Below are 21,920 nucleotides of genomic sequence, written 5' to 3'. Positions count from 1 at the left end.
ACATTTATTGACTGTATGTTGTTAAAGAACGTCAGATAAGTTTAGTTACTGACTGCTGTGTGTTCTGACTGGCCGCTTTAGCGGGGAAAGTCGTACTTTAGGCGGACAAAGCGTTGTGTTTGTTCGCGGTACAGAAACGAGATTATGGGGCAATTCCAGCAAACCGTCAACACTTATTTTTACGACGTTTTGCGTTCAATCCGGCATGGCCACTTCAACTTCTCGCGTAATTCGGGCCACTCCATCAACCCGTTTTACCCCGCGATTTCTGCGGGAGGCGAACTATAGCAAAATCCAACCGAACTCCGCAAGACCTTTTAGAAAATAATTTGTACGGCCCCAAAAAAACAACCGCGTGGACTTTGTTGAACACCAAAGAAAAAGGCGCAGCTCGCGCCGCGCCTTTCATCTGGCTTTGATTTCAACCGTTTAGAGATTCGGTGCTAACCAGCTTTCGATTTGGTCGCGGCTAATGGAGCGACGCTTGGCCATATCGTCCACTTGATCTGAATCTATTTTGCCAACGCTGAAATACTTCGACTCAGGATGAGCGAAGTAGAAACCGGAAACCGCTGCGCCCGGGATCATCGCAAAGGATTCCGTAATATACATGTCGATCTCTTCGCATTGCATCAGTTTGAACACCTCGGCTTTGACCGTGTGTTCTGGGCAAGCTGGATAGCCCGGAGCTGGACGTATCCCTTTGTACGTTTCTTTGATTAACTCAGCATTGCTCAACTGCTCATCCGCGGCGTAACCCCAGAAATCTTTACGCACACGTTCATGCAAATATTCAGCGAAGGCTTCGGCTAATCGATCGGCGAGTGATTTGAGCATGATGCTGCTGTAATCATCGTGAGCAGTTTCAAAGCGCTGCTCGTGCTTTTCAATTCCCAAGCCTGCTGTCACCGCGAAGATGCCGATGTAGTCTTCGACACCACTCGATTTCGGCGCGATGAAATCGGCTAAGCATTGATTCGGACGCGCAACGCCATCGATGACGGGCTTTTCCGTTTGCTGACGCAGGCCGTAATACGTCAAGGCAACCTGGCTGCGCGTTTCATCGGTATAAATTTCGATGTCGTCGTCGTTGACGCTGTTGGCCGGTAATAACATGATGACGCCATTGGCTGTCAGCCAACGACCTTCGATAATTTTCTTGAGCATGGCCTGACCTTCAGCAAACACTTTGGTCGCGGCTTCTCCGACGATTTCATCGGTCAAAATTGCGGGGTACGGGCCGGCCAAATCCCAAGTTTGGAAAAACGGACCCCAGTCGATGTACTGAGCAATCGTCGCCAAATCGATGTTCTTTAAGATTCGACGACCAATGAATTTTGGTTTGACTGGCGCGTATTGACCTTCAAATGAGAGCGCTGTTTTATTTTTGCGCGCCGCCGCGATACTGACCATCGGCGTGGCTTTTTTGTTGGCATGCAAGACGCGGATGCGTTCGTAGTCTGCGGCCAATTCGTCAACATATTGCTGGCGCTGATCGACCGTCAATAACGATTGCGCTACCGATACCGAACGCGAGGCATCGGGCACATAGACAACTGGGCCTTCGTAATTTGGTGCAATTTTCACGGCAGTATGCGCACGGCTTGTGGTTGCGCCACCAATCATCAATGGAATTTTAAGCATGCGGAAATGCGGGTCGCGTTGCATTTCTTTGGCGACATAGGCCATCTCTTCTAGGGATGGTGTAATCAAACCGGACAAGCCAATGATGTCGGCATTTTCTGCTTTAGCGACCGCGAGAATTTCTGAGCACGGCACCATCACGCCCATGTTGACGACTTCAAAGTTATTACATTGCAGCACGACCGAGACGATGTTTTTGCCAATGTCATGCACGTCGCCTTTGACGGTGGCGATGACGATTTTGCCTTTTGGTTTGTTGTCGCCGGAGCGCTTCTTTTCGGCCTCGATAAAGGGCAGCAAATGCGCCACTGCTTGCTTCATCACGCGCGCGGATTTGACCACTTGCGGTAAAAACATTTTGCCCTGACCGAATAAATCACCGACCACATTCATCCCGTCCATGAGCGGACCTTCGATGACTTGGATGGGGAATTCAAAACCTTGACGGGCTTCTTCGGTATCTTCAACAATCCATTGTGTGATGCCATGCACCATGGCATGCGCTAGACGTTTATTGACGGGTTCGTTACGCCATTCCAAAGTAGCTTCGGCTTTTTTGTCGCCTGCCTTTAAGGTCGCGGCCATGTCGATCATGCGCTCGGTGGAATCGGGGCGACGGTTTAACACGACGTCTTCGACGGCTTCGCGCAGCGCGGGATCGAGTTCGCTATACACTCCAACCATGCCGGCGTTGACGATGCCCATGGTCATCCCCGCCTGAATCGCGTGATATAAAAATACGGTGTGGATGGCTTCGCGCGCTGGGTCGTTGCCGCGGAAGCTAAAACTTACGTTGGATACACCGCCGCTGATTTTTGCACCCGGCAAATTATCTTTGATCCAGCGTGTGGCATTGATAAAATCAACCGCGTAATTATTGTGCTCCTCGATCCCGGTGGCGATCGCGAAAATATTGGGATCGAAAATAATGTCTTCCGGTGGGAAATCGACCTTGCTGACAAGCAGGTTATAGGCGCGTTGGCAGATTTCGATTTTGCGCTCGAATGTGTCGGCTTGCCCTTTTTCATCAAAGGCCATCACGATTACCGCGGCGCCATAACGTTTGCATAAGCTGGCTTGGCGCAGAAATTCTGCTTCACCCTCTTTCATCGAAATGGAATTGACGATGGCTTTGCCCTGCACGCATTTCAGACCAGCTTCGATGACCGACCATTTGGAGGAATCGATCATTAACGGCACGCGCGCAATGTCCGGTTCGGAGGCGATTAGATTTAAAAAGCGCGTCATGGCAGCGACTGAATCGAGCATCGCTTCGTCCATGTTAATGTCTATAATTTGTGCGCCGTTTTCCACTTGCTGACGGGCGACCGCTAAGGCTTCGTCGTATTGCTCATTCAAAATCAAACGTGCAAAGGCTTTGGAACCCGTTACGTTGGTGCGCTCGCCCACGTTGACGAACAACGATTGATCGTCGATTACAAATGGCTCTAATCCAGACAAACGCATAAAGTGTGGCACGGTTGGCACTTTACGCGGGGCGATGTCGCGTACTTGTTCGGCAATGGCTTGAATGTGCGCTGGCGTGGTACCGCAGCAACCGCCGGCTATGTTGACGAAGCCGCTCTCGGCGAATTCGCGCACTAAGGACGACGTCACGGCGGGTGTTTCATCGAAGCCAGTATCGCTCATTGGGTTGGGCAATCCAGCGTTCGGATAAATACATACAAAGGTGTCAGCCAGCTTGGATAGTTCTTCGGCATAAGGACGCATCAAGGTCGCACCCAAAGCACAATTTAACCCGACGGTGAGCGGCTTAATGTGGCGAATCGAGTTCCAAAAAGCTGGCACGGTTTGGCCAGACAAAATACGTCCCGATGCATCGGTGACGGTACCCGAAATCATCACGGGCAAACGCTTACCGCCGCCCTCAAAAAATGTCTCGATGGCAAATAACGCGGCCTTGCAATTTAAGGTATCAAAGATGGTTTCGACCAATAAAACATCCGCGCCGCCTTCGACCAAGCCACGTGTTTGTTCCAAATAGGCATCAACTAGTTGATCAAAGGTGACGTTACGCGCGGCCGGATCGTTCACGTCGGGTGAAATAGACGCGGTTTTTGGAGTTGGGCCTAAGGCACCCGCGACGAAACGCGGCTTATCGGGAGTGCTGTATTTATCGCATGCGGCGCGAGCTAATTTGGCGGCGGCCACGTTCATCTCGTAAGCCAAGTGCGCCATGTGGTAATCGTCTTGCGCTACTGTGGTTGCGCCAAAGGTATTGGTTTCGATTAAGTCAGCACCGGCGGCTAAATACTTTTCATGCACTTCCGAAATAATATGCGGCTGGGTTAAGGTCAGTAGCTCGTTATTGCCCTTTACAAACAACTCGCGTCCGGGGCCTTGAAAATCCTTAAAACGCTCGCCACGATAATCTGCCTCGGTCAGCTTGTATTGCTGAATCATTGTTCCCATGGCGCCATCAAGAATCAAAATACGCTGCGCCATTAGCTCGCGTAATTGAACTTCTGTGGCGGACATGGCTTGCTGGGCGTTGTTAGCTGAAATCGCGGTCATGGTAGTCATTTAAATTTTTAGCTCTGGATTGCGCCAGAGAGATGCAGGAATGCTGGGAATGTCGCCTATGCAAATTGATTGTTGCCGCGTAAAGCCGTTACATCGAGGCGGCGGGCAGCCTGATCTGAACTAATCGTTGGCTGATTTGCATAATTTCTATCTGTTGATGATAGGAAACCAGACATTATACGTCAAAGAACTTTGCCGCCCTTTGCCGCGCTTAGTCATCTTATTTATAAACTTATTCGGATTACTTACAAGAAAGGCAAACGGCGCACCGTGTGCGCGGTACGCCATTTGCCTTAATTTGAACCGGTGGAATTGCTGTTACGTTATGTCGCTGATTTCGGCTTCGTTAGCACTAGGCTCAAGATGACTGACCCGGCGACAATCACCGCAATGACTGCCAAGGAAATCATCGTTGGAACATGCACCCAATCGACGATCAGCATTTTTATACCAACAAACATCAGCACCAGCGCGAGACCAAACTTAAGCAAATGGAACCGCTCGGCCATATCCGCTAACAGGAAATACAGCGCCCGTAAGCCCATGATGGCGAAAATGTTTGACGTGAATACAATAAACGGGTCGGTGGTCACTGCAAAGATTGCGGGTATCGAATCCACAGCGAACACCACGTCCGATACTTCAATCATGATCAGCACTAACAGCAAAGGCGTAAAAACGCGCTTACCGTTTTCGATCACGCTAAACTTTTCACCTCGAAAATCAGACGTAAAGGGCAAGAGCTTTTTGGCGTAACGCACCACTGGGTTAGCGTTCAAATCCTGGTCATGGTCGGCTGAAAAAATCATTTTGATACCAGTAATGACCAAAAACACGCCGAACACATACAACACCCAGTCAAACTGCTCCACGACCCAAACGCCGCCCAAGATCATGGCAATCCGCATCACAATCGCGCCCAACACACCGTATAGCAGGACTTTACGTTGGTATTCGACCGGTACCGAGAAGTGACTAAAGATCAGCAAAAAGACGAAAATATTATCAACCGACAAGGATTTCTCGATCACATAGCCAGCCAAGAATTCCATTGCATCGGCTTGCGCGGCCTCAGCACCAAGTTGCGGCGTTAAGTAGAAATACATCCCCAGCGCAAACAGCAAGGCCAAACTAATCCAAATGAGCGACCAAAAAGCGGCTTGTTTCACACTCATCTTTTGAGCTTTGCTGCCACCGCAGGCAAATATGTCGACCGCCAACATGGCCAACACAAATAGTAAAAACGCGCCCCACATCCAGGGTTGTGCAATCGTGTGCATCGTTATCCTTTATTTAATGGGCGGCTAGCCACGTGTTTGCGTAATAACCAGTTTAGTTCGCTAAATACTGTCCAAAGCAATTTTTGCAAAATTGTGCTCGGCGAGTCATCGTGCTTCCCCTTGGATTTATCACCGACTTCACGGTAAGCAACTGTCTCAACATCATCTAACTTAGCAAAGCGTTGGTGCATTCTCTGAGCCTTCATTTCCGTTACTCAACTTGATTGTAAGAAGTCAGTAGAATACCTGCAAGCAACGATCAATAAAAGTCGATTAAAATTCTTCAATACATCGAAAAAAGTTGATAATAGCTTTAACGCTAAGGAGTTGAAATGGCTGCGATTAATTACAAACATCTGCATTACTTCTTGGCGGTAGCTAAGCATGGCAGCATTATTGAGGCGAGTAGGCACTTACATATCACACCGCAAACCATTAGCGCTCAGCTTACTCTGTTTGAGGAATTACATGGCGAGAAATTATTTTTAAAGAATGGGCGCAACTTGGAATTGAGCGAATCCGGGCGCATGGTGTTGGCGTATGCCGAGGAGATTTTTTCTCTGGGGCAAGAACTTGAAGAAGTCTTGCAGTTGCATCCCAATGCGCGCAGTTTGTTTTTGCGTGTTGGTATTTCGGACGCTGTGCCTAAAACTATCGCACAAAAGTTGCTCGCGCCCACATTGCAGCTTAAGCAACCTGTGCGCTTGAATTGCCAAGAAGGGAAAATTACCGATCTGCTCGCATTGCTGGCCGCGCACAAATTGGATGTGGTCATCAGTGACGCACCGATGCCGCCGACATTAGGCGTGCGTGCTTACAGCCATTTTTTGGAGCAAAGCGAATTGGCGTTTTTCGCAACCCAAAAACTGCGCGAGCAATTCGCTCAACCTTTTCCGATTTGCCTACATGAGGCACCGCTGCTAATTCAGGGCCTTGATACGTCGGTGCGCTTGAAGTTGATGCAGTGGTTTAACGATATCGACATTAAGCCGAGCATTGTCGGCGAGTTTGATGATGGGGCGTTGATGATGGCATTTGGGCAAGCCAGCGTCGGCTTTTTCTCCGCGCCGCGCTCAATCGCACATTTAATCGAACAGCAATACCAAGTGCAACAAATCGGGATTTGCAACGAGGTGGTCGAGCAGTTTTATGTTATCTCGGCTGAGCGCAAGATTAGCCATCCGGCGGTGTTAGCGATTCAAGAGGCTATCACAGCAGATAATGGAAACCATTAATACCGAGCCAAGCTCCCTAAGCCACACCGACTTTAAAGAAAAATCTAAAGACCGAGCAAGCTTTGATAAAAAAGCGGGCGAAGGTCGCGCTAATCCGATGGGTGGTGTTGAAGATATGGAAAAGCGCGATGTGAAAGATACTCTTTTAAACGGATTAGATCTGATCAAAGGCGGCGTGAAACTCAATGAGAATAAAAAACGTGAAGATAATCCTGGATTTCAATTAGAAAGAAGCATTCCGTTATCGTAATACCCTAAGCCTTGTGGACCGAATGTATACACATAAACTTCTGAGTTCGTTGAAAAAAGAATTTCATCAAAGTCGTTATTTAGATTGGCAAGCTGCACATTACTGAACCCATCACTTAACCACCATGCGAGCCAATAGGGAATCCACAGTATGAGTCCACCAATAGACATCTCTATAAAACTTTTGAGCGTGTTATCGCAGAGCAGATACGCAAATAGTAAAGGAAGAAAAAAGAGTGCTTTCCGAAATTGGGTCATGATTTTGTCTCCTGTTCTTCAATAATGACGCTAACACTGCGACCGCTACCGCTTTGAACAACAGCAATAATGCGCCAACCTTTTTCATAAATTTCGGGAACTGTCACTTCCCCAATATATCCGCATGTCAATTTAAATAGTGTGCCATCGCAAACCGTTCCACGCAGTTTTGGTTTTTCATCGTTGGCGTTTGCTACGTGAGGAAATGCCAGAGCCGTAGTAATTAGAACGATACCGATTTGTTTAAACATGATTTTCTCCTTAATATGGCAGAGCTTAGTCGACCTATCTATGAGAAATTAATTCAACGGGTGGTATCGAGAACTTGTGTTCCAGTCGCGAATAAAAAGGCTAGATATTTTTTATGTGTTACTGATTCTTATGGCTTGTGCTGCGCACGCAACTTGAATCGCGTGTAAGGAAATGGCGATGGCAATAAAAAAAGCAGCCGAAGCTGCTTTTTAGAAAACTGTTTTTCAACGAGTTTGAGTGCATTAACGCTTTTGACGTAATTTTTCGATTGCCGCCAATTGCGCAATCGCTGTTGCTAATTCGGATTGTGCTTGCGCAAAATCGATTTTTGCATCGCGATTAGCCAGTTTGTTTTCTGCGAGTTTTTTCGCTTCTGTTGCTTTGGCTTCGTCTAAGTCTTTGCCGCGAATCGCGGAATCGGCCAGAACGATGACATTGTGTGGTTGAACTTCCAGCAAACCACCAGCAACAAAAACCAACAACTCTTCTGCTTGACCAGGAACCTTGATACGAACGGAACCTGGTTTAATGCGTGTGATGAGCGGAGTATGTTGTGGATAAATCCCCAACTCACCCGCTTCACCTGGCAATGCGACAAATTCAGCAATACCAGAGAAGATCGACTCTTCTGCAGAAACCACATCAACTTGAATAGTGTGTGCCATGTTGGAACCTTATTAAAAACATCGTCAAACAAAGATGAGTCGCCGCGCATTAAACGCAGGGCGACTCACACAACAGCATTACGCTGCTGCCATTTTCTTCGCTTTTTCGATTGCTTCGTCAATTGTGCCAACCATGTAAAACGCTTGTTCCGGTAAGTGATCGAGTTCACCAGAGGCAATCATTTTGAAGCCCTTGATGGTGTCTTTCAACGAAACATATTTACCTGGAGAGCCGGTAAATACTTCAGCAACGTGGAATGGCTGCGACAAGAAACGTTGCATTTTACGTGCGCGAGCAACGAGCAACTTATCTTCTGGCGCCAATTCATCCATACCCAAAATGGCGATAATGTCGCGCAATTCTTTGTAGCGTTGCAAAGTACCTTGAACAGCGCGTGCTGTTTCGTAGTGCTCTTGACCAACGACCTGTGGATCTAACTGGCGTGATGTTGAGTCGAGTGGATCAACCGCTGGGTAAATACCTAACGATGCGATATCACGGGACAAAACGACGGTGGAATCCAAGTGAGCAAATGTGGTTGCTGGAGATGGATCGGTCAAGTCATCGGCTGGAACATAAACCGCTTGAATCGATGTAATCGAACCAGTTTTAGTTGAAGTAATACGCTCTTGCAACTTACCCATTTCTTCGGCCAACGTTGGTTGGTAACCCACGGCGGAAGGCATACGGCCTAACAACGCAGAAACTTCGGTACCAGCCAATGTGTAACGATAGATGTTATCGACGAAGAACAACACGTCTTTACCTTCGTCACGGAAACCTTCAGCGATAGTCAAACCAGTCAAGGCAACGCGCAAACGGTTTCCTGGTGGTTCATTCATCTGACCATACACCATCGCAACTTTGTCCAACACGTTGGAATCTTTCATCTCGTGGTAGAAGTCATTACCTTCACGAGTACGCTCACCAACACCAGCAAACACGGACAAACCTGAGTGTTCTTTAGCGATGTTGTTGATCAATTCCATCATGTTAACGGTCTTACCAACACCGGCACCGCCGAACAAACCGACTTTACCGCCTTTAGCAAACGGGCAAACCAAGTCAATCACTTTAATACCTGTTTCTAACAGATCTTGTGATGGAGACAGTTCGTCGTAAGCGGGCGCTTTACGGTGAATTGGAGCGTGTGTGTCCGTTGTAACTGGACCTGCTTCGTCAATTGGGTTACCCAAGACGTCCATGATACGGCCCAATGTTGCCGCACCAGTTGGAACGGTAATTGGCTTACCTGTGTTTTGAATTACCATGCCACGACGCAGACCATCGGAAGTACCCAACGCAATGGTACGGACGATACCGTCACCCAATTGCTGTTGAACTTCTAATGTCAACTCGGAGCCTTCCATTTTCAAGGCATCGTATACCTTAGGCATCGCATTGCGTGGAAACTCAACGTCCACAACAGCGCCGATACACTGAACGATTTTGCCATCAGCCATGTTCGTTCCTTCTATTATTAATAGTTACTTAATTATCTTTACCGTTTCGGCAAATCACGTGTTTAATCGATGTTGATTAAACCGCCGCCGCACCAGCCACAATTTCGGAAAGCTCTTTGGTAATCGCAGCTTGACGAGTTTTGTTATAAATTAACTTCAGCTCACCAATCACGTTACCTGCATTATCGCTAGCAGATTTCATCGCCACCATACGGGCCGATTGTTCTGACGCCATGTTTTCCGCTACACCTTGGTAGATTTGTGCTTCAACATAACGAACTAGCAATTCATCAATCACCGTTTGGGCATCTGGTTCGTACAGGTAATCCCACGAATGGTCACCCTTTTTGACTTCCAGTTTGTCGGCCGTCAGTGGCAACAATTGCTCCACTTTTGGCTCTTGCTTCATGGTGTTAATGAACTTGGTATAACACAGGTAGACCGCATCTAATCTTCCGTCTTGATAAGCGTCCAGCAAGACTTTGACTGGGCCGATCAATTTATCCAAATGCGGTGTATCACCTAGTTGTACCACTTGCGCTGATACCTTGGCGCCAATACGGTTTAAAAAGCCTAAGCCTTTATTGCCGATTGCCACGGTCTCGACCTTGCATCCCTGTCCTTCGGCTTCACGCAGTTTGTTGGTTACCAAACGCAAAACGTTGGTATTCAAGCCGCCGCACAAACCTTTATCTGTCGTTACCACGATCAATCCAATGTGCTTGAATTTTTCTTTAGTAACTAAGAACGGATGGGTGTACTCAGGATTTGCCTCAGACAAGTTCGCAGCGATGACACGAATTTTTTCACTATAAGGACGAGCTGCACGCATCCGGTCTTGCGCTTTACGCATTTTGGACGCGGCAACCATTTCCATCGCTTTAGTGATCTTTTTCGTATTTTCTACGCTTTTGATCTTGCCTCGTATCTCTTTACCGACAGCCATTTAAGCCCCCTTGTAATTGCAACGCATGGTTGCAAAAGTATGAGTGTTAATAAGCGCCGGATTTTTTGAAATCAGCAATCGCTGCAGACAACACTGCTTCGCCGTCTTTGTCGAGTTGCTTGGTTTCTTCAATCTTTTGTAACAAGGCTGCGTGACTTGTTTTCATGAAATCGTGCACGCCTGCTTCGAAAGCCAATACTTTCTTCACTGGTACATCATCCAAGAAACCTTTGTTCACGGAGAACAACGTTACTGCCATCAAGGAAATCGGCAATGGTGCGTACTGAGCTTGTTTCAACAATTCAGTAACACGCGCACCGCGATCCAATTGCTTGCGAGTTGCTTCGTCCAAGTCAGAAGCGAACTGAGCAAACGCGGCCAATTCACGGTACTGAGCTAAGTCGGTACGAATACCACCGGACAAGTTCTTGATAACTTTAGTTTGTGCAGCACCACCAACGCGCGACACTGAAATACCCGCGTTAATCGCTGGACGAACGCCAGAGTTAAACAAGGAAGTTTCCAAGAAGATCTGACCGTCAGTAATCGAAATTACGTTGGTTGGAACGAAAGCAGAAACGTCACCAGCTTGTGTTTCAATGATAGGCAATGCTGTCAATGAACCTGTTTTACCTTTGACTTCACCGTTCGTGAATTTCTCAACGTAGTCAGGGTTCACGCGAGCTGCGCGCTCTAACAAACGGGAGTGAAGGTAGAACACGTCACCTGGGTACGCTTCACGTCCTGGTGGACGGCGTAACAACAGGGAAACTTGACGGTAAGCCACAGCTTGTTTGGACAAATCATCGTAAATGATCAACGCATCTTGACCACGATCGCGGAAGTATTCACCCATTGCGCAACCAGAGTAAGCAGAAACGTATTGCATTGCTGCTGATTCAGAGGCGGAAGCGGCAACCACAATGGTGTATTCCATCGCGCCGTGTGCTTCTAAAGCACGTACCACGTTTTTGATCGACGATGCTTTTTGACCAATCGCGACATAGATACATGTCACGTTTTGACCTTTTTGGTTGATCACGGTGTCGATCGCAACGGCTGTTTTACCAGTTTGACGATCACCAATGATCAATTCACGCTGACCACGACCAACTGGAACCATGGAATCGATTGATTTCAAGCCAGTTTGCAGAGGTTCAGAAACAGATTGACGCGCAATAACGCCAGGTGCAATTTTTTCGATTGGCGCGGTCATTTTTGCATTGATCGGACCTTTACCATCGATAGGCTGACCAAGTGCATTAACAACGCGGCCGCGTAATTCTGGGCCAATTGGCACTTCCAAAATACGACCAGTACATTTCACTGTATCGCCTTCGGAGATGTGCTCGTAATCACCCAAAATAACCACACCAACGGAGTCACGCTCTAAGTTCAGCGCCAAACCAAAAGTGTTGCCTGGGAATTCCAGCATCTCGCCTTGCATCGCATCGGATAAACCGTGCACGCGGCAGATACCGTCGGTAACGGAAATAACCGTACCTTCGTTACGAACTTCAGCACTGTTGCCAAGGCCTTCAATACGGCCTTTGATCAACTCGCTGATTTCTGATGGGTTGAGTTGCATATTAACTCCTAATGTTTTTTCTAGTGCTTAGGTGGTCGTTGACTATCCAAAGACGACTTAAGCGGTCAAGGCTAGTTGCATCTGCTGCAGCTTGGCACGTACCGATGTATCTAACACTTCATCGCCGACCACGACACGCACACCGCCGATTAGGGCTGGGTCTACTGTGACGCTCGGATTGAGTTTGCGTCCAAATTTGGCTTCCAGCGTTGCGCACAAATCGGAGACTTGCGCTGCTGTTAGCTCAAACGCGCTACTGATGCTGGCATCAGCAGAACCTTCGTGGGCGTTTTTCAAGTCGTGAAACTGAGCGGCGATTTCAGGTAACAATAAAAGCCGGTGATAACCGGCCAATGTTGTAATGAAATTTTTCGCTTCTTGATTCACGGGCGATTTCAGTACAGAGATGAAGGTTTCCGCAACCATTGCTGCGGGAACTTTTGGATTCTGCACCAATGCTTTTACATCTGCGTTCTGCGCTGCTTGCGACATTTCACTAACCAATTCAGCCCAAGCTGCTAGGTTAGAAGATTTAGCCACACGAAATAATGCCTCAGCATAAGGACGAGCGATCGTTGCGAGTTCAGCCATGATTACAGCTCTGCTTTTAAGTGAGTCAACAATTCAGCGTGAGCTGAGGCGTTGATTTCGCGTTTCAGAATTTGCTCAGCACCTTTTACCGCTAACACGGCGACTTGGTTGCGCAATTCATCACGAGCCTTAGTTACTTGCTGTTCAGCGTCGGCTTTAGCGTTCGCTAAAATGCGAGCGGCTTCTTCAGATGCTGTGTTCTTCGCTTCGTCAACGATTAATTGAGCGCGTTTTTCTGCGTCATTAATACGCTTTTGTCCTTCATCGTGCGCGCTAGCCAATTCTGCTTGCACACGTTTTTCCGCTGCTTTCATTTCTGACTTGCTGCGTTCTGCGGCAGCCAAGCCGTCCGCGATTTTCTGTGCACGCTCATCGAGCGCTTTCATTAATGGCGGCCAGATGAATTTCATCGTGAAGCCAGCCAAAATGAAGAAAACCACAAACTGAACAATAAAAGTTGAATTCAAGTTCATAGCAATTCCTTAGTTAAATAGTTCTATCCGCAAACCGAAGTTTGCAGCAAAGGAATGACTTATTATTTGAATGGGTTAGCGAAAGCAAACATCATTGCAATACCAACACCGATCAGGAACGCAGCATCGATCAGACCAGCCAACAAGAACATCTTAGTTTGCAATTGGTTCATCAATTCTGGTTGACGAGCAGACGCTTCCAAATATTTACCACCCATCAAAGCGATACCGATACATGCACCGATAGCACCCAAACCGATAATCAAACCACAAGCCAAAGCAACGAAAGAGAGGTCAGTCATGACAATTCCTTTAAAGTTAAAAAACAAAAATTAAAATACCAAAAACAAAAACAAATACTAAAACTTCTTCTAGTAGCTTTGCCTAGGCACAAATCGCTAGGCAAAAACCGCTATCTTAGTGACCTTCGTGAGCTTGACCTAAGTACACCAAGGTCAACATCATGAAAATAAATGCTTGCAAGAACACGATCAAAATATGGAAGATTGCCCAGATTGAGCCAGCCAGAATTTGACCAAAAATACCGAACACAGTCAGTGTTGAACCCAACAAAGCGATCAACAAGAAAATCAATTCGCCGGCAAACATGTTGCCGAACAACCGCATGCCCAGTGATACTGTTTTTGCCGCGAATTCGATGATGTTCAATAACAAATTAAACGGTGCGAAGTAAATACCAAACGGTGCAGCAAATAATTCATGCACGAAGCCGCCAACGCCTTTAATCTTTACGTTGTAGTACAGCATCAAGAACAACACGCCGATCGCGATGCCCAATGTGCCATTTAAATCGGCGGTTGGTACTACGCGGTGGTGTTCAAAGGTTTCTTCTAAACCGAAGTAATGGAAGAAGCGCGCAAACAAATCGACCGGTAAAAAGTCGAGTGAGTTCATCAACGCAACCCAAACAAATACAGTTAATGCTAATGGAGCGATGAAGGTACGGTCGCCGTGGATAATGCTTTTGGACTGTTCTTCCACCATTTCAACCAGCAACTCAACCGCGGATTGGAAACGTCCTGGCACGCCAGAGGTTGCTTTGCGGGCTGCCATGTACAAAATAGCGCAGCCGATAACGCCAGCTAAGATAGACCAAAATACGGTATCAAGATTGATGATGGACATGTCAACGATGTTGACTTGCGTTTTGTTAGATAAATGCCCTAGATGGTGGACAATGTATTCCGACGCGGTTGGTGCGTGATCAGGTGCGTTCATAGGATTAGCTTCTAAATAGTAAAATAAAATAACTTTTAAGTACCACGATAAAGCCGGCTAAAAATCCGAGCCAATGCACTTCGCGGTAAAACCAAACTACCGCCCCAAGCAACGCGATAGTTAATGCAATCTTGATGAACTCCCCCACAAAAAATGTCACGGGGCTCGCTCCATCGGGCTTCAAGGTTCCTACATATAGTCGCAGCGCAAACATGGCATTTGGAATCGCGCAACATAATCCGCCCAACAGGGCAGATATTCCGACAGCATATCCACCTATTAACGCCGCAATCACTGCGACGACGAATGCTGCACCAATTTGCAACATTACTATGCGTACCATGTGCTTTCCTGTTCCAAATTTCTGTGCTGCAACCGCCTTGATGGCAACTTCCTGACTACTTGCGGCGATAACAAATCACCGCACTGGTGCGCAAAACCGATGCGCTCGAGCAACTAGTTAGTTTTACTCATTTATTTACTCGTTTATTTACTACCGAGATGGGCATCGTTAAATGCTGTGCCCTTTGTATAAACTAATTTACAAAATAACGCGCTCATTTCCTTGAATTAAGAAAGATCAGCATTATTTGATTGACCGGTTTTTTGTGCCGTCTGACCAAAGCCCCGGAATTATACGTGTTCCAACGTAATAACGTCAAACTTTTAGCGGGTTTCGCCAATGATTGTTTGGCAACTAGGCGAGTAATCTGTTGTTTAATTTTGATACAAATTCGCTAGCCAACTACGTTTCTAAAATCTTAGTTTGTCGCTGCCTGAAAACAATGTTTAGATGTTATTTCTAACGCTTTAATTTGTCTGCCATCGTTTTCGGGTCAATTTGGTCATGCTATTAGCTCCGAAGTTTCTCCAAAACAACATCTAAACTATCCAAAGTCGCAAAATCAACAATCAATTGGCCGCTGCCTTTTTTGCCCATTTTCAATTGCACTTGGGTGGCAAAAAGGTCGGACAATTCTTCTTCAAGGCGCAAAATGTCGCGCGATTTGTCGGCGGTTTTTGGCGTGCGGACTTTCGCTTCGGCGGTCTCATTAGTGACTAGTTTTTCGGTATCGCGCACCGATAAACGCTTCGCGACGACTTGGTTAGCCAATTGAATCTGAGTTGCGGCATCCACCGCCAGCAAGGCGCGGGCGTGGCCCATGTCGATATCGCCGGCCATTAGCATGGTTTGTAATGGACTTGCCAAGTTCAGCAAGCGTAATAAATTAGAGACGGCGCTGCGCGAGCGACCGACTGCCTGCGCTGTTTGCTCGTGGGTAAAGTGAAAGTCGTTGATGAGACGTTGCAAGCCTTGCGCTTCTTCCAATGGATTTAGGTCTTCGCGTTGGATATTTTCAATCAAGGCCATGGCGGCGGCGGCTTGATCATCGACATCTTTGACTAAAACCGGGACTTCTTTTAATCCAGCCAACTGGGAAGCTCTAAAACGGCGCTCGCCGGCGATAATTTCGTACTTGGTCACACCACCATGCACACCAATGGGGCGCACCAAAATGGGCTGCATAATGCCTTGGGCTTTGATCGATGCGGCTAATTCAGCCAGTGCACCTTCGTCCATGCGGGTACGCGGTTGGTATTTACCGGCTTGCATAACGTCCAAGGACAACACATTCGGAAAACCTTCTAAATTTGGAACCGCGTCGGCAAAATCGGCCGCTCCACCCAATAATGCATCCAAACCACGACCCAAACCTTTAGATTTCTTTGTGACCATTACTATGTACTCTTTTCGTTGTGAATTTTTGTGTATGTGTTTGTGGTGGTCGAATTAGCTAAGTTGCTTAATTCGCTCAACCATTTCGGCCGCGAAAGCTAAATAGGCGACCGCACCCTTGGCGGTGGGATCAAAAGTTACCCCCGGCATGCCATAAGACGGCGCTTCGGCAAGGCGCACATTACGCGGAATAACCGTTTTAAATACTTTGTCGCCGAAATGCTGTTCAAGCTGATCGGACACTTGCTGCGATAAGGTCATGCGCGGGTCGAACATGACGCGCAATAAGCCGATAATTTCTAAATCTGGATTGAGATTTAAATGCACCTTTTTGATGGTGTTAGCTAAGTCAGACAACCCTTCGAGAGCGTAGTATTCGCATTGCATAGGAATAATAACGCCGTGGGCTGAACATAAGCCGTTGAGGGTCAGCATAGACAGCGCTGGTGGGCAATCAATTAAGATGAAATCGTATTCGCTGTTGACTTCTTGTAAGGCTAAACGTAGGCGGTTTTCACGGTTATCCAGTTCGACCATTTCAACTTCGGCACCAGCTAATTCGCGGTTGGCTGGCAGCACATCAAACGTTTCACAAGCCGAACGCTGGCGCACCGTTTTGACATCCGACATGCCCAGTAATACTTGATAAATCGTGGCCTTTAAACTCGATTTGTTGACGCCCGATCCCATGGTGGCGTTTCCCTGTGGATCCAAATCGACCAACAAAACACGCTGTTTTATTTGTGCGAGACTGGCGGCTAAATTTACCGTAGTTGTGGTTTTTCCAACGCCACCTTTTTGATTTGCGATGCAGAAAATTTTAGCCATAGTTCTTTCAATAAAAAGTGTGTTTTTACTTAGTTAAATTAATAATGTTTTCTGAAAATTAACTTCGAACTAACCAGAGTAAATGCCGCTGCGCTTCTAAGCCTGGCACGTGGATTTCTCTAATTTCATTGACCTTCCAACCTGCGGGAAGAACTTCAATTTCGTGCTCGGGCAATTGGCCTTTTAGCGCAATCATTACGCCGTTTGGCGCCAGTAAATGGCCAGCCCAACTCACGAAATTGACAAGTTCGGAAAACGCACGCGAGGTGATTACATCGAACAATTCAACATCGGATAACTGCTCTACTCTACCGGTATGAACGGTGACGTTTTTTAAACCTAATTCGGCTTTGACTTGGCGCAAAAACGCCGTCTTTTTATTGACCGTATCAATTAACGCCACCTTCGTCGTGGGATACACAATCGCCAAAACAATACCGGGCAAACCGCCACCAGAACCCACATCTAAAATCGACTTTGCCTGATTAAATACCGACACAGCAGTTAGGCTATCAAGCAAATGTTGCTTGACCATGTCACGCGGGTTGCGGATAGAAGTTAGGTTGTAGACGCTGTTCCACTTGATCAATAAATCAAGGTAAGCGATTAACTGATCGCATTGCTGCTGACTTAAATCCAGCTGCAGCGCGGCGATGCCGTCTAACAACAACCGACGGCATTCGTCTTTTTCATTTACACCAGCCATCGTCAAACTTCTCCCTGTTCCACTTCAACGAGCGGTGTTTGGGAGAAATCTTTAAAACCACGTTTTTTTAAATGAACCAGCAACAAGGAAATAGCGGCTGGAGTTACACCAGAAATTCGGCTGCATTGGCCTAAGGTTTCTGGACGCTGTTTGTTGAGTTTTTGCTTCACTTCGATCGATAAACCGGACACTTCTAAGTAGTCGAAATTGTCGGGCATGGGCAAGTTTTCAAAATGGGCATGGCGTTGCACTTCTTTGGCTTGGCGATCAATATAGCCCGCATATTTAATATGAATTTCAATTTGCTCTTTGACGATATCGCTATCGACTGCCGGGCCAGCAACGTCTTGTCCATCAACACCGCGCAAGGTCATTAATGCATCGTAATTAACTTGTGGGCGACGCAATAAATCGGCTAAGGAATATTCGCGCTCCAATGCTTTGCCCACTACTCGCTCGGCTTCTGCGTTGTCCACTAAACGCGGATTAACCCAAGTTGTGCGTAAGCGCTCTAATTCGCGCGCGACGGATTCGCGTTTAATTTGGAACGCATCCCATTGCGCATCGCCCACACAACCGAGTTTGCGACCAATCTCGGTTAAGCGCATATCGGCGTTATCTTCGCGCAGACTTAATCTGAACTCAGCACGGCTGGTGAACATGCGATACGGTTCTTGTACGCCTTTGGTAATCAGATCATCCACCAAGACGCCTAAATATCCTTCGGAGCGGCTTGGTACCCAAGCGTCTTTTTCTTGGGTATATAGTGCGGCATTTAATCCAGCTAACATCCCTTGCGCGGCGGCTTCTTCGTAGCCGGTAGTACCGTTAATTTGTCCGGCGAAGAATAAGCCTTGAATCTGGCGAGTTTCCAAACTGGCTTTTAGCCCACGAGGATCAAAGTAATCATATTCAATTGCGTAACCGGGGCGCAAGATGTAAGCGTTTTCTAAGCCCCGCATTGAGCGCACTAAATCCAATTGCACATCGAATGGCAAACTGGTTGAAATCCCGTTTGGATAGAATTCATTGGTAGTTAAGCCTTCTGGTTCCAAGAATATCTGATGCGATTCTTTACCCGAAAAGCGATGAATCTTATCTTCAATCGATGGGCAATAACGTGGTCCAACCCCCTCAATCACACCGGTGTACATCGGACTGCGATCCAAACCAGACCGAATGATGTCGTGAGTACGTTGATTAGTATGGGTAATCCAGCACGGCACTTGGCGTGGATGCATGGATGTATTACCCATGACAGAGAACACGGGAACAGGATCTAAGTCGCCGGGCTGTTCTTCCATCACCGAGAAGTCGATCGAGCGGCCATCTATCCTTGGTGGAGTTCCAGTCTTTAAGCGCCCTTGAGGCAAGGATAATTCTTTCAGGCGAGCTGATAGGGAAATCGCTGGCGGATCACCTGCTCGACCGGCAGCGTATTGATTCAGACCAACATGAATTTTTCCATCAAGAAATGTTCCGGCAGTAAGTACAACCGACTTGGATTTAAACTTAATTCCTACTTGAGTCACCGCACCGACAACACGGTCTGACTCAACTAATAAGTCATCAACAGCTTGCTGAAAAATCCAAAGATTAGGCTGATTTTCTAGCCGGCTACGAATAGCTTGTTTGTATAAGATGCGATCGGCCTGCGCCCGCGTTGCACGAACTGCAGGCCCTTTCGAGGAATTTAATATGCGAAACTGGATACCCGCTTCATCCGTAGCGATCGCCATTGCGCCACCCATGGCATCAACTTCTTTAACCAAATGCCCTTTTCCGATCCCACCGATGGAAGGATTACAGGACATCTGACCAAGCGTTTCGATATTATGGGTTAGCAATAATGTAGATTGACCCATACGAGCAGAAGCCAATGCGGCCTCTGTCCCTGCGTGCCCACCACCTACAACGATCACATCAAATTCTTTTGGATAATACATACAAGCCTTAAAGCACTAATCTTCCGAAGTTGAGATTATAAATCTTTTTTAGTTGTTTACCCGTAATTGATATGCATTGTTTCACGTGGAACATCAGCAAAACCGATTTCGCTTATGTTTCACGTGAAACAATCTAACGCAAGTAAGCATCGTAAAACGTCTTCAATATCAGTACACCAACCACAACCAAAAACAAAACTCGTACAAAACTGCTGCAGTGTTTGATCGCTAGCCGACTACCAATCAACGAACCTAACACGGCAAAAAAGGCCATCAATAATCCAACCTGCCAAAACACATGTCCGCTCAACCCAAACAGTAACAAGGCTGCACCGTTAGTAGCAACATTAATGATTTTGGAAATTGCGGATGAACTTAAAAAATCAAAACCAAAATATCGAACAAAAATGAAAATTAAAAAACTACCTGTACCAGGCCCAAAAAACCCATCATAAAATCCTATCCCGGCACCAAATACAAAGGCCAACACTATTTCGGTTCTGCCAAAATAAACCGGCTTATGCACTTGCCCAAGATCCTTGCGTTTAAACGTGTACAAAGCGACCAGCACCAACACAAACGGTAATGCTTTACGAAGAAAATCTGCCGAAACATGCATTACTGTATAAGCGCCACAAAAGCAAAACAAAAATGCCCCGATGGCTCCGGGCAACGCAACACGCCATTTAATCTTCACCACTCGCGCATAATTTATCGCGGCAGATGTCGTTCCAAAAATTGCTCCTAGTTTATTAGTACCTAACAAAGTGGCAGGCGTCACATTTGGAAAGCTCGAAAAAATTGCCGGCACAGTAATCAATCCGCCACCGCCAACAATCGCATCGATCAATCCCGCGCAAAATGCCGCACAACTCAATATCAAATAATCGCTCATCTTAGAATGATAGAAAAAAACAGCGGTGGATAAGTCTTTGGATAAGTTTTGAACAGATTGTGTGAAACTCGTAAAGTTTATAAAGCGCAATTTTTATCCAACAATTGTTGGGTTTTAGTACGGGCTTTATAACGAACTTATTATCAACGCTAACTTCCTGAATTGAAAAGAAATAAGTGACTTATGCACTAAAGCCAGCCTACGTTAACAATCACTACTAAATAAATATATCCCTTAAATCAAAAAGAACTGAACAGCTATTTCTTTTACATAAAGTTCAAAAGCATTAGTACTACAAACCAAATTAAAAAATAAAAACTAACAATCAGCGTAATCAAATTGTGGATAACTCAGCAAAATAAACCAGAATAGTTTGTGGAAAAGACCCCACTATTTTTAATCACCAAAAGTTATCCAATTTTTCAAACAAAATAATACGCAGAAAATCAGCCTGTTTATAAATCGTCTAACACATTGAAAAATCAAGATAAAAGCTAGTTATCCACAATTAAAACCTCGTTTACTATCACTACTATTCATATATATATACTTCTTAAATAACTACATAAAAGAGCGAAAAACAAAACCACGCCCGACAAACACCTAAACCTTTAAAACGCTCTCAAATCGATTTAAACCAAAACGAGCACCGGTTTGAACAAATTCAAATAAAACCAGTTAAACGCCCTGTTTAGAGCAAATTAGGAGAACCAACGCCCAACAACACCAAACTATAAATACCGCTAACAAAACTTAGCTTCAACGAACATTAATTGCCCAAAGTAAATAAAATTAACTAAAAGAAACTTATTAATTGAACCGTTAATATGACGTTTCCGAGTTCACATAAAAATTGAATTCACCCTATACTTTCCTCACAGCATTGCCAATCAATAACAGCGCCAGCAATCAGGAGACCACGATGAGACTAAGCATTAACGGCAAAAATACCGAATTGGACGTAGAACCGGACATGCCACTACTTTGGGCAATTCGCGATGAAGCGGCCTTAACAGGCACTAAGTTTGGATGTGGTGTCGCTATTTGTGGCGCATGCACAGTTTTATTAGATGGCCAAGCCGTTCGTTCCTGTTCCATTCCCTCCTCTGCTGCGGTCGGCAGAAAGATCACTACCATTGAAGGGTTAAGCGGAAAATCAGCGTTGCAAAAGGCATGGATCGAACAACAAGTCCCGCAATGCGGCTACTGCCAGTCCGGCATGTTGATGGCAGCCACCGCTTTGCTAGCGCGCAAACCGCATCCCACCAATGAAGATATTGATGCCGCTATGACTAATATCTGCCGCTGCGGAACCTATCCGCGCATCCGTGAAGCGATTCATCAAGTTGCCAAACTTGGTCATAAAGCATAAAGGGGCT

At 46.4% G+C, this 21,920-nt stretch carries 21 protein-coding genes; 3 read left to right on the top strand and 18 right to left on the bottom strand.

What is annotated here, in order from left to right; all coding sequences use genetic code 11:
• Positions 1-429 precede the first annotated feature (429 nt).
• The 3 genes from metH to E2I14_RS17020 all read right to left on the bottom strand — a co-directional run bounded on the left by metH (position 430) and on the right by E2I14_RS17020 (position 5,659).
• On the bottom strand, positions 430-4,143 hold the full coding sequence (gene metH, locus E2I14_RS17030) for a methionine synthase (protein WP_133330756.1): 3,714 nt from the start codon (positions 4,141-4,143) through the stop codon (positions 430-432).
• 368 nt (positions 4,144-4,511) lie between these two features.
• Positions 4,512-5,468, bottom strand: coding sequence for a TerC family protein (locus E2I14_RS17025; protein ID WP_133330740.1), 957 nt, complete (start codon positions 5,466-5,468; stop codon positions 4,512-4,514).
• A gap of 2 nt (positions 5,469-5,470) precedes the next feature.
• Entirely contained in the window at positions 5,471-5,659 is a 189-nt protein-coding gene (locus E2I14_RS17020; RefSeq protein WP_133330738.1) for a hypothetical protein, read from the bottom strand.
• 141 nt (positions 5,660-5,800) lie between these two features.
• On the opposite strand from E2I14_RS17020, the gene nhaR reads away from it, so the two are divergent.
• Complete coding sequence (gene nhaR, locus E2I14_RS17015; RefSeq protein WP_133330736.1) at positions 5,801-6,703, top strand: transcriptional activator NhaR; 903 nt, start codon at positions 5,801-5,803, stop codon at positions 6,701-6,703.
• Complete coding sequence (locus E2I14_RS17010; RefSeq protein WP_133330734.1) at positions 6,690-6,953, top strand: hypothetical protein; 264 nt, start codon at positions 6,690-6,692, stop codon at positions 6,951-6,953. The genes nhaR and E2I14_RS17010 overlap by 14 nt, the downstream gene beginning before the upstream one ends.
• 253 nt (positions 6,954-7,206) lie before the next feature.
• On the opposite strand, the gene E2I14_RS17005 is transcribed toward E2I14_RS17010, so the two are convergent.
• From E2I14_RS17005 to E2I14_RS16935, 15 genes are all read right to left on the bottom strand, one after another.
• Entirely contained in the window at positions 7,207-7,461 is a 255-nt protein-coding gene (locus E2I14_RS17005) for a hypothetical protein (protein ID WP_133330732.1), read from the bottom strand.
• Positions 7,462-7,704: 243 nt separating this feature from the next.
• Positions 7,705-8,127 carry a F0F1 ATP synthase subunit epsilon gene (locus E2I14_RS17000; RefSeq protein WP_133330730.1) on the bottom strand — a complete coding sequence of 141 codons (423 nt, stop codon included), beginning with the start codon at positions 8,125-8,127 and terminating at the stop codon, positions 7,705-7,707.
• Positions 8,128-8,205: 78 nt separating this feature from the next.
• Positions 8,206-9,591 (bottom strand): F0F1 ATP synthase subunit beta, encoded by a 1,386-nt coding sequence (gene atpD, locus E2I14_RS16995; protein ID WP_133330728.1) that lies wholly within the window; start codon positions 9,589-9,591, stop codon positions 8,206-8,208.
• Between the two features lie 76 nt (positions 9,592-9,667).
• Complete coding sequence (atpG, locus tag E2I14_RS16990) at positions 9,668-10,537, bottom strand: F0F1 ATP synthase subunit gamma (RefSeq protein WP_133330726.1); 870 nt, start codon at positions 10,535-10,537, stop codon at positions 9,668-9,670.
• Between the two features lie 46 nt (positions 10,538-10,583).
• Positions 10,584-12,125, bottom strand: coding sequence for a F0F1 ATP synthase subunit alpha (gene atpA, locus E2I14_RS16985; RefSeq protein ID WP_133330724.1), 1,542 nt, complete (start codon positions 12,123-12,125; stop codon positions 10,584-10,586).
• Between the two features lie 57 nt (positions 12,126-12,182).
• The gene (locus E2I14_RS16980; RefSeq protein WP_133330722.1) at positions 12,183-12,716 is read right to left on the bottom strand and encodes a F0F1 ATP synthase subunit delta; all 534 of its coding nucleotides are present in this window, start codon (positions 12,714-12,716) and stop codon (positions 12,183-12,185) included.
• A gap of 2 nt (positions 12,717-12,718) precedes the next feature.
• A complete protein-coding gene (locus tag E2I14_RS16975; RefSeq protein ID WP_133330720.1) occupies positions 12,719-13,189 on the bottom strand; it encodes a F0F1 ATP synthase subunit B in 471 nt (156 codons plus the stop codon).
• A 62-nt stretch (positions 13,190-13,251) separates the two neighbouring features.
• The gene (gene atpE, locus E2I14_RS16970; RefSeq protein WP_133330718.1) at positions 13,252-13,491 is read right to left on the bottom strand and encodes a F0F1 ATP synthase subunit C; all 240 of its coding nucleotides are present in this window, start codon (positions 13,489-13,491) and stop codon (positions 13,252-13,254) included.
• A gap of 115 nt (positions 13,492-13,606) precedes the next feature.
• Positions 13,607-14,428 carry a F0F1 ATP synthase subunit A gene (gene atpB / locus E2I14_RS16965; RefSeq protein WP_133330716.1) on the bottom strand — a complete coding sequence of 274 codons (822 nt, stop codon included), beginning with the start codon at positions 14,426-14,428 and terminating at the stop codon, positions 13,607-13,609.
• Between the two features lie 4 nt (positions 14,429-14,432).
• Positions 14,433-14,771, bottom strand: a complete 339-nt coding sequence (locus tag E2I14_RS16960) for an ATP synthase subunit I (RefSeq protein WP_133330714.1) — start codon at positions 14,769-14,771, stop codon at positions 14,433-14,435.
• A 510-nt stretch (positions 14,772-15,281) separates the two neighbouring features.
• A complete protein-coding gene (locus E2I14_RS16955) occupies positions 15,282-16,166 on the bottom strand; it encodes a ParB/RepB/Spo0J family partition protein (RefSeq protein WP_133330713.1) in 885 nt (294 codons plus the stop codon).
• 54 nt (positions 16,167-16,220) lie between these two features.
• Positions 16,221-16,994: a ParA family protein gene (locus E2I14_RS16950; RefSeq protein WP_133330711.1), complete on the bottom strand. Its 774-nt coding sequence runs from the start codon at positions 16,992-16,994 to the stop codon at positions 16,221-16,223.
• A gap of 58 nt (positions 16,995-17,052) precedes the next feature.
• On the bottom strand, positions 17,053-17,700 hold the full coding sequence (rsmG, locus tag E2I14_RS16945) for a 16S rRNA (guanine(527)-N(7))-methyltransferase RsmG (protein WP_133330709.1): 648 nt from the start codon (positions 17,698-17,700) through the stop codon (positions 17,053-17,055).
• Between the two features lie 2 nt (positions 17,701-17,702).
• On the bottom strand, positions 17,703-19,646 hold the full coding sequence (gene mnmG / locus E2I14_RS16940; RefSeq protein ID WP_133330707.1) for a tRNA uridine-5-carboxymethylaminomethyl(34) synthesis enzyme MnmG: 1,944 nt from the start codon (positions 19,644-19,646) through the stop codon (positions 17,703-17,705).
• 133 nt (positions 19,647-19,779) lie between these two features.
• Entirely contained in the window at positions 19,780-20,541 is a 762-nt protein-coding gene (locus E2I14_RS16935) for a sulfite exporter TauE/SafE family protein (RefSeq protein WP_133330754.1), read from the bottom strand.
• A 922-nt stretch (positions 20,542-21,463) separates the two neighbouring features.
• Between E2I14_RS16935 and E2I14_RS16930 the strand changes: the two genes are divergently transcribed.
• Positions 21,464-21,913, top strand: coding sequence for a (2Fe-2S)-binding protein (locus E2I14_RS16930; RefSeq protein ID WP_133330705.1), 450 nt, complete (start codon positions 21,464-21,466; stop codon positions 21,911-21,913).
• Positions 21,914-21,920: the final 7 nt, after the last annotated feature.

Source organism: Sapientia aquatica (genome assembly GCF_004358105.1).
In the GTDB taxonomy this organism is placed as follows: Bacteria; Pseudomonadota; Gammaproteobacteria; order Burkholderiales; family Burkholderiaceae_D; genus Solimicrobium; species Solimicrobium aquaticum.
Note: the sequence above shows the minus strand (reverse complement) of the source record. Positions and strands in the feature narration are given on the sequence as shown.